This is a genomic window from Halopseudomonas bauzanensis, from assembly GCF_900114735.1.
GTDB lineage: Bacteria > Pseudomonadota > Gammaproteobacteria > Pseudomonadales > Pseudomonadaceae > Halopseudomonas > Halopseudomonas bauzanensis.
In genome coordinates, this window is record NZ_FOUA01000001.1 from 629,915 (window position 1) to 643,619 (window position 13,705).

Consider the following 13,705-nt stretch of genomic DNA (forward strand, 5'->3'; position numbering starts at 1 on the left):
AATACCGGTCATGGCTCGCAGGCCGTCTGTTCTCTGATAACCACTTTTCCATTCGGTGCGTCCAGCAAGGTGCATTGATAGAACCGCCGTTCGGCGAATTCCGCCATGACCTGCAGGCGCATGTACCAGGGTGCGTTCTCGCCGGCGGCCCGGTCGGCAAAAATCTCCTGCATCAGCTCATGGCTGCGCTCCAGATCAATCGGGCTGGCCGTGCCGGGATAGGCCGTTACGAAGGGCGCCAGTGCCTGCCAGGCTTCAGCGGTCATGCCGCTGACGCTGTTCAGCTCCGATGCCACTACCATGGGCCGATTGCCCGATACCCTGACCGGCGTCTCCAGGCGATAGACGGGGTCGTCGGTTTCCGGGTTCATCCAGTCGCTTACCGCCATGGCGAGCTGCGCTCCGGCCGGCATCCTCACGCCACTCTCCTGGCCGACCTGGTCTACCAGCCGGGCGAAATAGCCCTGCTCGGTTTCATCGGCGCCAGCCAGCGCATTCAGATTGTAGCGACAGCGCATGTCATCCAGGGTGGCCTCCAGCCGCACACCATCCACTTCGAAGGGCAAAACCGGCGAGCGACAGGTATCCCACAGCAGATCTTCCGGCCCCTTGGCCCGCTCCAGCAGTTGCAGCACCATGTTCTCGGCGCCCAGCGCCACCTGGCGCGAGAAGTCCCGCTCGAATACCGCCGATGTACGCCGGATATCGGCCTGGCCGCGCATCGCCATGCCCACCGCGGCGACCACCGCCAGTGCCATCACCAGCAGCGCGGTTATCAGCGCCACTCCTTGTTGCCCGCGATGGGACGTCATAAGCCCACCGCCATCATCCGTCGTATCTCCCCCAGGCCAGGCAGATCCAGTACCACTTCCACTGCCACCGGCAGCCCTCCTGCCTCAGGGTCAGCGTCCGGCAAGGGCCAGGCATCGACTCGCTCCAGGCCCGAGGGTGTGCGCACGATGAAAACAAAGGCGCTATTGGCCCCGAGCAGGCGCGATTCATCCGCCAGTTCGGCAAACGGCCGGATACGCATCGCCTCGGTATCCACTATATCCACCCCCGGCCACAGTCGGCGTTCCAGCCCCCGATCGGTGATCTGCCAGGCGGTGCGGCGCAGGCGCTGCTCCCCGCCGGCACCGGCTCGCACCAACTCCAACAGATGCTCATCGGCGCCTGGGCGTAAACGCAGTGGCGGCAGGGGATCACCGAACTCGTCACGCACCGTGACATCCACTACCTGGGCCAGATCACGCTCCAATACGCTCAGGGTCACCTGCAGGTCCGCCAGGTGCTGCCCTTGCTCACGGGTGATGTAATCGGCGCTCAAGACCGCACGCAAACCCTGATAAGCCACCACGCTCATGACCGCGAACACCGCCATGGCAATCAGCATCTCCAATAAGGTGAAGCCTGACTGACGCTGTTTCATGGCAGCAAAAACGCGCTGGCGGTGGCACGCTGCGCATCCTCACCACGGTCGGCTAACCACAAACGTACATCCACTCTTCTCACTGCCGGCAGCGGGAAGGGCGACTGTGCCGTGTAGTCGCTCATCTCCACCTCGAAGCCGAAGCGATAAGGGCCCATGGTCACCTCACCAGTGCGCCCGCCTTCGGCAACGGCGCGCATGCCGGTCTGATATTCGGTCAACAGGTTCTGCCCGGCCCAGTGCGCCAGGGTGCGCTCCTGCAGGTAGGCCGTATTGCGTGCATGGTCCGCCCCGGTCTTGACCAGCGCCGCCAACGCGACGGCCAGAATGGTTAATGCCACCAGCACTTCCAGCAGCGTGAAACCGGCATCACGCCTAGTTCTGGGGGATGGCATCCAATACCTCGACACGGCCTTCCAGCCCGATTCTCATATGCCGCACCAGATCCTTTCCGGGTACCCGCAAGGTGATCAGTGCCGGCGTCATCTCGCCGGTATTGCCCAGCCGGATATGCGGCTCCCAGCCCCGGGTCTGGGGCAGCGGCGTGCGCTCCCCATCCAGTTCCAGCTCCACTTCGATCAACTCCTGGTCGAATTGCCGGGGCCCCAGTTGCGGATCAACCAGCGGCCGCCATTCGCGGGTACTGTCATCAAGCATCACCAGCTCGAGAAAACTGTAGCCATCGCGGCGTAGCCCCAGAGCGCGATCTGATTGGCCAGTAATCAGCAGTTCGTCCCGCGCCAGACTCAGGGTCGCGGCCAGCCGCTCGGTTTCAGAGCGAAGTTTGCGCTCGGCACCGTCACCGATGGACAGGCTGGCCAGCCCCGCCACGACGCCGATCAGCACCAGCACCACCAGCAACTCCATCAAGGTGAAGCCACCCTGGTCTCTCTCGGCAGGAGAGCGTGTCGGGTGCGGCTGATGGCGACGCTGGATCCCCATGATCAGTTACTACGCTCGGGATCTTCCACGTTCCAGTTGCCGATATCGGCGTTGGCATCAGTGCCGCCGGGACGGCCATCGGCGCCCAGGCTGTACAGGTCATATTCGCGGTTATCGCGGCCCGGGCGCAGGTACTGGTATTCGTTACCCCACGGGTCCTTCTGCAAGCGGTCGATATAACCTCCGGCGCGCCAGTTGCGCGCGGTGTCGTTGCCGCTGGGCCGCTCCACCAGGGCGCGCAGGCCCTGTTCGGTGGTCGGATAGTTGAAATTGTCCAGGCGATACAGGTTCAGCGCGCTTTCCATGGCGCGGATATCATTCTGCACCTTGGTGATCCGCGCCTGATCAGGCCGGTCCATCACCCGCGGCACCACTACTGCGGCGAGAATCCCGAGAATGACCACCACCACCATGACCTCGATCAGGGTGAAACCACGTTGTGCAAGGGAGGCTTTATGTACTGTAGGCATATCAATTGACCAGTTGGTTGAGTTCAAAGATGGGCAACAGGATGGCCAGTACAATGATCAGTACCACGCCTCCCATCGCCAGGATCAGCAAGGGTTCGAACACGCCCATGACCATGGCAATCCGTGCTTCCAGTTCCCGTTCCTGGGTTTCCGCGGCGCGTTCGAGCATCTTGTCCAGGGTGCCGCTGCTTTCACCACTCTTGATCAGGCTCAGGGTCATCGGTGGGAAATAGCCGCTGCGTTCCAGCGAATGCCCCACGCCTGCCCCTTCCCGGACCTTTTTCGCCGCGTCACTGACCGCATCGCGCATCGGCGTATTACTAATGACGCTGGCACTCATGTTCAGTGCATCCAGCAGCGGTACGCCGCTGCCAGCGAGGATATTCAGCGTACGGGCAAAGCGGGCGGTATTCAGCCCCCGGATCAGTCGTCCGATCAGCGGCAGCTTGAGCATGCCCCGATCCCAGCTCAAGCGCGCCGCAGGACGTTTGAGTAACTGCCGGGTCAAGGTCACCAACGCCACAATCCCCAGCAGCATGAGCCAACCCCAGTTTCGCACGGTGTCGCTGGTGGCAATCAGCGCACGGGTCAGGGTGGGCAATTGCTGGTTCATGCCGGCAAACACCTGCACCACCTCCGGCACCACATAGGTCAACAGAGCGACCACGACCAGCAGCGCGACCACGGTGAGAATGGCCGGGTAGAACATGGCCAGCTGGATCTTCTGGCGCATGGCATTCTGTGCTTCGACGTTGTCAGCCAGCCGTTCCAGCACGACGTCCATACGCCCGGCCTGCTCACCGGCGGCGATGGTGGTGCGATAGATGGCGGGGAATACCGAGGGAAACTCGCCCATGGCATGGGCCAGCGGCAGGCCTTCCATGACCCGCGTACGTACCGCTGAGAGCGTGGCCTTGACCTTGGGCGACTCGCTTTGCCGGGCGACAGTACCAAGCACTTCCTCGATCGGCATGCCGGCCCGGGCCAGGGTCGCCATCTGCCGGGTTGCCAGGGACAATTCCAGCGGCTTGATCCGCCGTTGCAGGACCGGCATGCGCAGCACCGAGGTCTTCTCGGCGACCTCGTTCACCGCCATGGGCATCAACCCCTGCTCGCGCAGGCGACCACGTACCTGACGGGAGGAGTCGCCCTCCTCCACCCCCTTGCGGGTACGGCCAGCCTGATCCAGCGCGACGTATTCAAAAGCCGGCATGCTCAGTCCTCCCGGGTGACGCGCAGAACTTCTTCCAGCGTGGTATCGCCGGCCAGTACCCGGCGCAAACCATCCTGCCGAATGCCCATCTGGGCCAGTCGCGCATGCCGCACCATGGCGTGTTCACTGGCACCGTCGTGGATCAGACCACGCAGGGTATCGTCGATTTCGATCAGTTCGTAGATACCGGTCCGCCCGCGATAGCCCCCACCGTTACACTGCGAACAGCCCACCGGACTATACAGAGTGGGCGCGGCGGCCGGCTCCACGCCCAGCAGTCGACACTCGCTGGGCGTGGCCGTATGCGGTTTGCGGCAGTCCGGACAGAGGGTCCGCACCAGTCGCTGGGCCAGCACCCCGTTGAGGGTGGACGACAACAGGAAAGGTTCGATGCCCATGTCCCGCAAGCGCGTAATCGCACCCACGGCGGTATTGGTGTGCAGCGTCGAGAATACCAGGTGACCGGTGAGACTGGCCTGGATGGCGATCTGTACGGTTTCCACGTCGCGGATTTCGCCGACCATGACCACATCCGGGTCCTGACGGAGGATAGCGCGCAGGCCCCGGGCGAAAGTCATGTCGACCTTGGTGTTGATCTGGGTCTGGCCGATACCGTCAAGGTAGTACTCAATGGGATCTTCCACGGTGAGGATATTGCGGCTGCGGTCGTTCAGGCGCATCAACGCCGAATACAGCGTGGTGGTCTTACCCGAACCGGTCGGCCCGGTCACCAACACGATGCCGTGGGGCCGGCTGATAACCCGCTCCATGGACTGATAATGCTCATCGCACATGCCCAGATGTCGCAGTTCGAGCCGCCCGGCCTGCTTGTCCAGCAGACGCAGCACCACCCGCTCGCCATGCCCGGACGGCAGTGTCGACACCCGCACGTCCACCGCCCGGCCGACCAGTCGCAGGCCGATGCGGCCATCCTGGGGCAGGCGTTTTTCGGCGATATCCAGCTTGGCCATGACCTTGATCCGCGAGACGATAACCGGCGCCAGCGCCCGGGGCGGCTCCAATACCTCACGCAGCACACCGTCGACCCGCAAGCGGATCGACAGGCGATTCTCGAAGGGCTCGATATGAATATCCGAGGCGTTCTCCTTGACCGCTTCGGACAACAGCGCATTGATCAGGCGGATGATCGGGGCCTCGTCCTGGGATTCGAGCAAGTCTTCCGGCTCGGCCAGGGACTGGGCCACGGACATCAGGTCAGCGTCTTCGCCCAGGCCCTCGACAAACTGCATGGCATCGTTGGCCGAACGCTCATAGCGGTCTCGCAGGCGAGCGGCAAAGGCATCATCATCCAGCACGATGGGGCGCAACGGGTGCCCAGCCAGCCGGCGCAGTTCCAGCAGCGCCTGCGGGTCGCAGTCGGCACGAACGAACACATCCAACTGGTTTTCGCGCAGTTGGCCGGGCAGCACGCCGAATCGCCGGGCGAACCGGTAATCGGTCTCGGCCTGCAGCGCCACCTCGGGCAGCACCGCGCTGATATCAGCGTCGCTCACCGGCACCGTCATCTTGCCCCCGGTGGTGCGGGAATCGGCGCTTTCACCGCCAGGTTGTCCGAGCTGGCGTTCTCAAAGGGCGGCGGCAGGGTCAGCAGGTAGTTCCAGTCCGGCAGTACCGACATGTCGCTACGCGGCAACAGACTGTCATTGCGGCCCTGCTCTTTCAATTGCTGATCGCGGATGTAGCTGTACTTCGCATGGGTCAGGCTTTCTGCCACGGCGGTGTCGCGCACGATCACCGGCCGCAGGAAGACCATCAGATTACGCTTTTCCACGTTGGCCGTATCGTAGCGGAACAGCCGGCCAAGACCTGGTATATCACCGAGCAGTGGCACCTTGTCACGGGTTTCTACCATCTGGTCATCGATCAGACCACCCAGCACGATGAGCTGGTTATCATCGACCATGACGTGAGTATTGAGGCTGCGCTTGTTGGTGATCAGGTCCGCCGCACCGCTGGCGCCGGGAGCAATCTGCGACACTTCCTGGGCGATTTCCAGGCGCACCGCGTTACCCTCGTTGATCTGCGGACGAATCCGCAGCTTGATACCCACGTCCTCACGCTGGATGGTATCGAAGGCCTGACCGGAGTTTTCCACCGAGCGACCGACAATGAAGGGCACGTTCTGACCGACCACGATTTCCGCCTCCTCGTTATCCAGCGTCAGCAAGCTCGGGGTAGACAGAATGTTGCTTGAACTGTCGCCCTGCAGGGCATTGATCAGCAGCCCGATCTGGGTGCTGCCGATGGTGCCCACTCCGCCCAGGGTAGCGCCATCAGACAGCGACGGCGGCGTGGTGACATCGCCCTCCAGGAAGCCATTGATACCAGCCGCCAGATTGAGAATACCGCCGCCGCCGCGGGCAAAGTTGATCACGCCCACACCCGCACCCTCATTGGCGAAGCCCCACTGCACACCCAGTTCCTTGGCGCGGTCGTAGGACACCTCGGCAATCACCGCTTCAACCAGAACCTGGGCCCGGCGGATATCCAGCTGGCGAATGATCTGCGACATCTCCCGGGTCAGCTCGGCCGGCCCGTAGATGACCACCGAGTTGGTGCTATCGTGCGCCTGGATGCGCACCCGGCTGCTCTGATTGCCATACCCATAGGAGCCGGATGATGTGCCGCTGCTCGATGAACTGCTGCTACCCACTGCGCCGTTTTCCACATCGCGGCCTTCAGCGATCCCTCTCAGCACTTCGGCAACATCCTCGGCCTTGGCGTAGCGCAGATAATGTACCTGGGTATTGCCCTCATCCCCAGCCACGTCCAACTGGCGGATCATCGCGCGATAGGCCAGACGCCTCTGCGGATCGCCCAGCAGCACCACGGTATTGGTGCGCTCGTCGGCAATCATGCGCACCCGCTTGGAGGCATTTTCCTCCGGTGATGAGGCTTGCAGGCCTTCGGTGATACGCACCAGGTCCAACGCCGAGGCGTGCTCCAGCGCAATCACCTCGAATTCCTCCATGGATTCCTGATCGATCCGTTGGATCAACGCTTCAATCCGCCGTACGTTGGCCGCGGTATCGGCAATCACCAGCGAGTTGGATTCAGCGGCCGCCGCCAGGTGCCCACCCTTGGGCACCAGCGGCCGCAGGATACGCACCAGTTGGCTGGCATCGAGGTGCCGTACGCTGATCACATGGGTAATGAATTCATCCCCCCGGCTGTTGCGTTCCAGGGTGCCCACCTCGTTCTCCTTGGCCTGTACCTCGGGGACAATACGCACTGTGCCCTCAGCCCCGGAGACTGCAGCGAAGCCGTAGGATTTCAGCACCCCCAGAAACAGATCATAAAGTTCGTCGCGCTTGATTGCCTGGCCGGAGACTACATTGACCTGGCCGCGCACCCGCGGGTCGACAATGAAGTTGATCCCGGTTTCCTGACTGACGATCTCGATCAAGCCATTGATATCGGCATCCCTCAGGTTCAGTACCAGCTCGTCACCGTCTCCCCGCTCCACCGGCGCCTGAGCCATGATGGCACCGCTCAGCAGACTCAGGCTCAAGGCCAGCGGCAAGGTGTAACGGCTTTTCGCAAACAACATAGGCATCCTGGTCTCAGTCCATGCTAATCGTTATGTTCATCGGTTCTCCGTTACGTTCCAGAGACACTGATACCGAACTGGCGTCGGCAAGTTCCTGCAGCAGATCACGGTAATCGCTGATGTCGGATACCGGGCTGCCGTTGACCTCGGTGATGACATCACCGGCAACCAGCCCCGCTGCTTCGAATTCGCGGGCATTGCGTGCCGGGCTGACCTCCAGGCCGTACAGCGCACCGTCTTGCATCACCGGGTTGGCGCTGATCACATCAAGGAAGCGTTGGGGATTGTCGATCCAGGCATTCCGGTCGATACGCGGCTCGCCGCCATCGGCAGCGAGCGCAGCGGATGGGGTCGAGGGCAGCGCCGGCGCCCGGCGACTGCCGGCAGTGGAGCCGGCAGTGTCATGGCGTTTCAGTCGCAGGGTTTCCAGACGGCCGCCGCGATTGAGGATAACGCGATCGGCCAGCACTTCCTGCAGGGTCACGTCCCCTGGCAGGCTGGCACCCACGCGATACAATTTCTCAGATTGACCGCGGGGCAGAAGAATGGCCGCGCTGCGGCTCGGATCGGGGTCGGACAGCACCCCTTTGAGCGACCAGCTAAGAGAGGTATCCGGTGCGTTCAGCGCACGGCTACCAGCCTTGACGGCGGCGGTACCAAATACCGACAGGCTGGCAAGTTCAGCGAAACCGCCGCGAACAGGCGCGGTTTCTGCAGGCAAGTTCATGGTCATTGGGGCGTCGGCTGCCGGCAGGATGCTTGCGGGCTCCAGCACGGCCCAGGTCAAACGTCCCAGCAAAACAGCAGTGATAGCCACCAACACGAAGGTTGAAAACCTGACCACAGAATCCAGTGTGAAGCGGGCTACCAGTGGCATGCGTTCTCCAGGCAAAGCCAGTGGCCGAAGGGCCACACGATCAGCCGCCAAAGGCTACCGATCTTTCTTTGCAGTTTTATTGTTATATCCCTGAAATGCGCTTTCAGTCGCATGATTGTCACGAATTTGCCACACACCGGCAACCCCCTTGTTTGCATAGCAGAGCCCCAGCACGCTACCGGCCCGGCAAGACCGTGCTCAATAACCTGTTTGGGTGAAACAAAATGGGATAGATGTCTCATGCCGCCGCCACGGTCATCATGCTAAAACGTACCGATCGGGTGGCAAGAAGGTGAAGCAGAATACCTGGGAGGGGATTCAGGGATGACTGCGGCCTAACTGCGCCGCAGCCATTCTGAAGGTAATGCCTGGATCAACTGCCGATCACACCACCGTCATCCTTCCAGATCACCACAGTGGCGGAACGGGGCGGCACGCGAACCGGATTGCGGTCCGGCCAGGAGCTACGCACATAGCGCTGACCCGCGCCCCATTCTTCCGGGGTGGTGGTGGCGCCCGGGTGTTGCACGTTGATGAACATGGTTTTCTGATCCGGGGTGGTGATCACGCCGGTGATTTCCTGACCGACGGGACCAGTCAGGAAGCGGCGCATCTCACCGGTCTTGGGATCGGCACAGAGCATGGCATTGTTGCCGAACACCTCGAATACGCCGCTGTTCTGGCTGCCTTCACCGATATCGGTCTGAATCCAGACGCGGCTGTCCTTGTCGATCCACAGACCATCCGGCGAGCTGAGCAGGTTGTCAGCGGTCAGCGTCTCACCGTCGGGCCCTTTACCCTTGAGGTTATCCACGCCACTCTGACCGGCGTCTCCGCCGAACAGGAAGATATCCCAGGCGAACGTGGTTGAGGCATGGTTGCCGTCGGCTTCAGCCCAGCGAACGATATGACCATGGCGGTTCTGGGTACGCGGGTTGGCACCGTTGGCCTCTGAGCGGCCGCTGTTGTTGGTCAGGGTGAAGTACACGTCACCGTTGTTCGGGTCGACAGCACCCCATTCCGGACGGTCCATCGGAGTGCCGCCAACAATGCCGGCTGCCAGGCGGGTATTGACCAGTACATCGGCCTGATCGGCAAACTCAGGTGCAGTCAGGCCGTTCTGGCCGTGCACCAGGGGCAGCCAATCACCGCTACCGTCGTCATTGAAACGACCGACATACAGCGTACCGGTATCCAGAATGGAGCCATCAGTAACGCCTTTCTGGAACGGCTGCTCACTGACAAACTTGTAGATGAACTCATTGGTCGAGTCGTCACCGGAATAGCAGACCACCGGCTCACCGTCCACGGCCGGGCCGAAGACCACACCCTCATGGCCGAAGCGGCCGAGGCTGGTGCGCTTTTTGGGGATGCTTTGCGGATCGAAGGGATCGATCTCGACCATCCAGCCGAAGCAATTCGGCTCATTGCGGTAATCGTCGGCAGCGGAGGCACCCGTGCTGGTGGCATCGAAACGGGTAAACTCCTCCCCACCGCCGTTGGCCAGGGCCCAGCGGTAGCGGCTGTCGCTGGCACGGATACCATAACGCTGGTGCTCACGGGGCAGTGTCTCGTCGCGATTACCGAAATAGCCAGCCCAGTTCTCCTCGGCGGCCATGTAGGTGTTCCAAGGGGTAACGCCCATGGCGCAGTTGTTCAGGGTGCCGCGGGTCGCGAACCCTTCCGGGCTGTACTTGGTTTTCACCAGATTGCTGCCGCGCACCGGGCCATGTATCTCCATGGGCGTCAGACCGGTGATGCGACGGTTGTAGTCGCTCTGCACATGCTCCCAGCGGTTGTCACTGCGCTTTTGCACGTGTACCACCGAGACGCCATGGGCGTTCAGTTCCTTGAGCGCCTGATCGCGGTCACGGGTACCATCATCACGCATGACAACGGCGCCGCTACTTAAAGTCACACCGATATGGTCAGCGTGCATGAAACGCGGCTCGACGTATTCGTGGTTCATTACCAGCAGACCTTCATCGGAGCTGCCTTCGAACGGCTCTTCGCCTTCGATCGGGAAGAAGTGCATGCCGTCATGGTGCGAACCCATCTGCATGCCCTGGTCTTCGCCGGTGTTGTCGATGGCGAACGCCGGCATGGCACCCAGGATCGGCGCCCCCCAAGGCAAGATCACCTGGAAGCTGTAGCCTTCGGGCACCACGATGTCATCAGACTCGCTGGTCGGTATTGCAGTAAAGCCAAGCAGTGGGCCGGCTTCGCCGCCATCACCGCCGCCCGGAGCGCGGTCATCGTCATCATTATCGCTACTCAGGCAACCGGCCAGCCCCAGGCTCATGAAACCCAGCGCCGCGGCACCGGCGGTGCTCTTCAGTACGGTGCGCCGAGCCAGCCGCGCCTCTAGGACACTGGCGAAGCTTCTGTTACCAGAGTAATCCAGCTGCGGCTCATCACCGTTGCCGTTGTCGACGATGATGACATTGTTGCGATTTTCCTCAGACATCCGATCTTCCCTCTGCAGGCTATGGTTATGATCGCTAGAGGATGCAAGCGGCAGATGAAAGCTGAACGACTATTGAATGAAGGTTTGGAGACCAAAAGAAGGCACAATGATCGCCTGGTGATATCAACTGCCGGCGATCCTGGAAAGCGCCAATAGCAGCGCCACTGATAAGAGCAGCGCAACGCTCTGCCATACGGCAACGGGGTTGCGCTCCAGCAGGGATGGGCGCTGCGTGGCGAGGCGTGCGCCGCCGGGCTGGCACAAGTCGAAGGTGAACTCGGATAGCGCGGCGTAACGCTTGCTGGGGTCGGGATGCACAGCTCTCTTCAACACCTCATCCAGCCAGACGGGCAGATCCTGCCGGTATTGCAAGGCGCTCCGGTAGCCCAGCCGCAACTGCGCCGTCCGGGTGGATGCCTTGGCCACCTCGGTGCCATAGGGCAGCGTGCCGGTGAGCATCTGGTAGGCAATCACACCCAGCGAGAACAGGTCTGAGCGCGGCGACCCACCCAAGCCCAGGAAATATTCCGGCGCCGCGTATTGCACCGTGCCTGGCACCGGGTTCTGCGGGGCCCCGCCGTCAATCTCATCGATACCGGCGACCCGCACCGAGCCGAAGTCGATGATTTTAACCGTGCCGGCGTGATCGAGCATGATGTTCTGTGGCCGCAGGTCCTGGTGCAGCATGTCCAGGCGATGGAAAGCACGCAACCCCTGGGCGATCTGCCCGACGATGTCGCGCACCCGCTGCAGCTCTGGCAGCGGGTTGTCGAGCATCCATTGATGCAGGGTCTGGCCTTCAATGAACTCGTTGACGGCATACAGATAGCGGCGCTGACGGGCCGGCGCTGCTCTCACCACATGGGGACTGTGCAGCCGCCGGGCGACCCACTCCTCCAGCATCAAATGCTCCAGCGAGGCCAGATCCTGGCGCTGGTCGATGGACGGCACCTTCAGCACCACGCGTTCGCCGCACTCGTTATCCGTGGCCAGATAAACATGGCTGCGGCTGCTGGCATGCAGCTCGCGCTCAATGGTGTAGCCATCGAAAACCGCACGGCTTTCCAGCAAGGGCGCTGGCGGCAACTCAGTCAGTTGCCGGCTGTGTTCGAGCACGGTCGGTGCCGGCAGCTCATCAATTCGCAGCAGCTGTACAGTCAGGTTGTCATCACTGCCCCGCGCCAGCGCCTGTTCAATGATGCCCTCGGCGGCCGCCTGCAAGGCCTCTTCATGCTCACTGATCAAGCTCCCAAGCCGCGGCGCATCGATATGCTCGTGCACGCCATCGGTGGCCAGAATGAACAGGTCGCCGCGTTCAAGAGGCAGCGCCAGATAGTCGATCTCCAGGTGCGGGCCGACGCCCAGGGCGCGGGCCAGGTAACTGGTGTCAGCCGATACGCGCAGGCGGTGATCCCGGGTAAGTTGCTCCAGATCATGACCCCGAAGCCGGTAGATCCGCGCATCACCCACATGGAACAGGTAGGCGGTCGCGGACTTGATGATCAGCGCGCTGAAGGTACAGACATAGCCGCGGTCAGCGTCATGCCGATATTCACCCTGGCGCGTCTGCGAATGCAGCCAGGCGTTGATCGCTGCCAGCACCCGCTGCGCCGACTTGCGTACCGACCAGGCATCGGGCGTGCAATAGTAGTCCTCCAGAAACCCCGCCACCGCTGTCTGGCTGGCAATATGACTGACCGCGCTGCTGCTGATGCCGTCGGCCAGCGCCACCACCGTGCCCTTGGTGCTGAGCTGGGGCTCGGCCGGCAGGCAGGCGCCATGAAAGTCCTGATTGATGTCCTTGCGCCCTCGGTCAGAAGCCTGACCGAGGGCGATATCCAGACGCGGCGACGGTGACACCCGACCGCCATCCGGTCGGGCTTGCCTGGTGAGTGTCATGCCGCCTGGCGCAGTTGCGCACGCTTGGGTGCGGTGCGGATATGGGTGGTGTAGAGCGTCAGTCCGGTAAAGGCCAGGCCGCCCACCAGGTTGCCCAGTGCGGTGGGGATCTCGTTCCAGATCATGTAGTCCATCACCGAGAACTCACCGCCCATGATCATGCCGAAGGGGAACAGGAACATGTTTACCACCGAATGCTCGAAGCCCATGTAGAAGAACAGCATGATCGGCATCCACATGGCGATGGCCTTGCCACCGACGGTAGTAGAAATCATCGCACCGACCACGCCCAGCGAGACCATCCAGTTGCACAGCATGCCGCGTAGGAAGATCGTCGCCCAGCCGGCCGCACCATACTCTGCATATCCCAGGGTACGGCTTTCACCGATATGCGAGATCTTTGCGCCGATCTCCCCCGCTTCAATGGAAAAGCCATAGGTAAAGACGAAGGCCATCATGAACGCCACGGTCAATGCACCGGCAAAGTTGCCGAGAAATACCCAGCCCCAGTGGCGCAGAATATTGCCCGCGGTTACCCCCGGGCGCCGGTCCAGCAAAGCCAGGGGCGTGAGCATGAAGACCCCGGTGAGCAGGTCGAACCCCATCAGGTACAACATGATGAAACCAACCGGAAACAGCACCGCGCCCAGCAATGGCGAGCCGGTCTGGATGGTCACGGTAATGGCGAACACCGCTGCCAGGGCAAGAATGGCGCCGGCCATGAAGGCCCGGATCAGCGTGTCGCGGGTGGACATGAACAGCTTGGACTCACCGGCATCAACCATCTTGGTAACGAATTCAACAGGAACGAGATAGGACATGGGTTGCTTCCTTATG

Annotated in this window: 12 protein-coding genes; all 12 read right to left on the bottom strand. The window is 62.0% G+C overall.

Features of this window, described 5'->3' with window-relative positions; genetic code table 11:
* Positions 1-8: 8 nt before the first annotated feature.
* Positions 9-812, bottom strand: coding sequence for a type II secretion system protein GspK (locus BM267_RS02945; protein ID WP_074777945.1), 804 nt, complete (start codon positions 810-812; stop codon positions 9-11).
* Positions 809-1,429 carry a type II secretion system minor pseudopilin GspJ gene (gspJ, locus tag BM267_RS02950; protein WP_074777943.1) on the bottom strand — a complete coding sequence of 207 codons (621 nt, stop codon included), beginning with the start codon at positions 1,427-1,429 and terminating at the stop codon, positions 809-811. Before gspJ ends, BM267_RS02945 begins: the two co-directional genes overlap by 4 nt.
* Positions 1,426-1,824: a type II secretion system minor pseudopilin GspI gene (gene gspI / locus BM267_RS02955; protein ID WP_074777941.1), complete on the bottom strand. Its 399-nt coding sequence runs from the start codon at positions 1,822-1,824 to the stop codon at positions 1,426-1,428. The genes gspJ and gspI overlap by 4 nt, the downstream gene beginning before the upstream one ends.
* A complete protein-coding gene (locus BM267_RS02960; protein ID WP_083392375.1) occupies positions 1,805-2,371 on the bottom strand; it encodes a GspH/FimT family protein in 567 nt (188 codons plus the stop codon). Before BM267_RS02960 ends, gspI begins: the two co-directional genes overlap by 20 nt.
* A gap of 2 nt (positions 2,372-2,373) precedes the next feature.
* Complete coding sequence (gene gspG / locus BM267_RS02965) at positions 2,374-2,841, bottom strand: type II secretion system major pseudopilin GspG (RefSeq protein WP_074777939.1); 468 nt, start codon at positions 2,839-2,841, stop codon at positions 2,374-2,376.
* Between the two features lies 1 nt (position 2,842).
* Positions 2,843-4,054, bottom strand: coding sequence for a type II secretion system inner membrane protein GspF (gene gspF / locus BM267_RS02970; protein ID WP_036988632.1), 1,212 nt, complete (start codon positions 4,052-4,054; stop codon positions 2,843-2,845).
* A gap of 2 nt (positions 4,055-4,056) precedes the next feature.
* Positions 4,057-5,568 (bottom strand): type II secretion system ATPase GspE, encoded by a 1,512-nt coding sequence (gene gspE / locus BM267_RS02975; RefSeq protein WP_051610906.1) that lies wholly within the window; start codon positions 5,566-5,568, stop codon positions 4,057-4,059.
* An 8-nt stretch (positions 5,569-5,576) separates the two neighbouring features.
* Positions 5,577-7,625 (bottom strand): type II secretion system secretin GspD, encoded by a 2,049-nt coding sequence (gspD, locus tag BM267_RS02980; protein WP_051610708.1) that lies wholly within the window; start codon positions 7,623-7,625, stop codon positions 5,577-5,579.
* 13 nt (positions 7,626-7,638) lie between these two features.
* Positions 7,639-8,502, bottom strand: coding sequence for a type II secretion system protein GspC (gene gspC, locus BM267_RS02985; RefSeq protein ID WP_051610707.1), 864 nt, complete (start codon positions 8,500-8,502; stop codon positions 7,639-7,641).
* 373 nt (positions 8,503-8,875) lie between these two features.
* Complete coding sequence (locus tag BM267_RS02990; RefSeq protein ID WP_036988631.1) at positions 8,876-10,969, bottom strand: PhoX family protein; 2,094 nt, start codon at positions 10,967-10,969, stop codon at positions 8,876-8,878.
* A 123-nt stretch (positions 10,970-11,092) separates the two neighbouring features.
* Positions 11,093-12,868 carry a bifunctional protein-serine/threonine kinase/phosphatase gene (locus tag BM267_RS02995; RefSeq protein WP_051610706.1) on the bottom strand — a complete coding sequence of 592 codons (1,776 nt, stop codon included), beginning with the start codon at positions 12,866-12,868 and terminating at the stop codon, positions 11,093-11,095.
* Positions 12,865-13,689, bottom strand: a complete 825-nt coding sequence (locus BM267_RS03000) for a formate/nitrite transporter family protein (RefSeq protein ID WP_036988630.1) — start codon at positions 13,687-13,689, stop codon at positions 12,865-12,867. The genes BM267_RS02995 and BM267_RS03000 overlap by 4 nt, the downstream gene beginning before the upstream one ends.
* Positions 13,690-13,705: the final 16 nt, after the last annotated feature.

Coding starts and splice junctions, on each gene's coding strand:
- BM267_RS02945 (WP_074777945.1), bottom strand. CDS start 812: ATGACGTCCCATCGCGGGCAACAAGGAGTGGCGCTGATAACCGCGCTG.
- gspJ (WP_074777943.1), bottom strand. CDS start 1,429: ATGAAACAGCGTCAGTCAGGCTTCACCTTATTGGAGATGCTGATTGCC.
- gspI (WP_074777941.1), bottom strand. CDS start 1,824: ATGCCATCCCCCAGAACTAGGCGTGATGCCGGTTTCACGCTGCTGGAA.
- BM267_RS02960 (WP_083392375.1), bottom strand. CDS start 2,371: ATGGGGATCCAGCGTCGCCATCAGCCGCACCCGACACGCTCTCCTGCC.
- gspG (WP_074777939.1), bottom strand. CDS start 2,841: ATGCCTACAGTACATAAAGCCTCCCTTGCACAACGTGGTTTCACCCTG.
- gspF (WP_036988632.1), bottom strand. CDS start 4,054: ATGCCGGCTTTTGAATACGTCGCGCTGGATCAGGCTGGCCGTACCCGC.
- gspD (WP_051610708.1), bottom strand. CDS start 7,625: ATGTTGTTTGCGAAAAGCCGTTACACCTTGCCGCTGGCCTTGAGCCTG.
- gspC (WP_051610707.1), bottom strand. CDS start 8,502: ATGCCACTGGTAGCCCGCTTCACACTGGATTCTGTGGTCAGGTTTTCA.
- BM267_RS02990 (WP_036988631.1), bottom strand. CDS start 10,969: ATGTCTGAGGAAAATCGCAACAATGTCATCATCGTCGACAACGGCAAC.
- BM267_RS02995 (WP_051610706.1), bottom strand. CDS start 12,868: ATGACACTCACCAGGCAAGCCCGACCGGATGGCGGTCGGGTGTCACCG.
- BM267_RS03000 (WP_036988630.1), bottom strand. CDS start 13,689: ATGTCCTATCTCGTTCCTGTTGAATTCGTTACCAAGATGGTTGATGCC.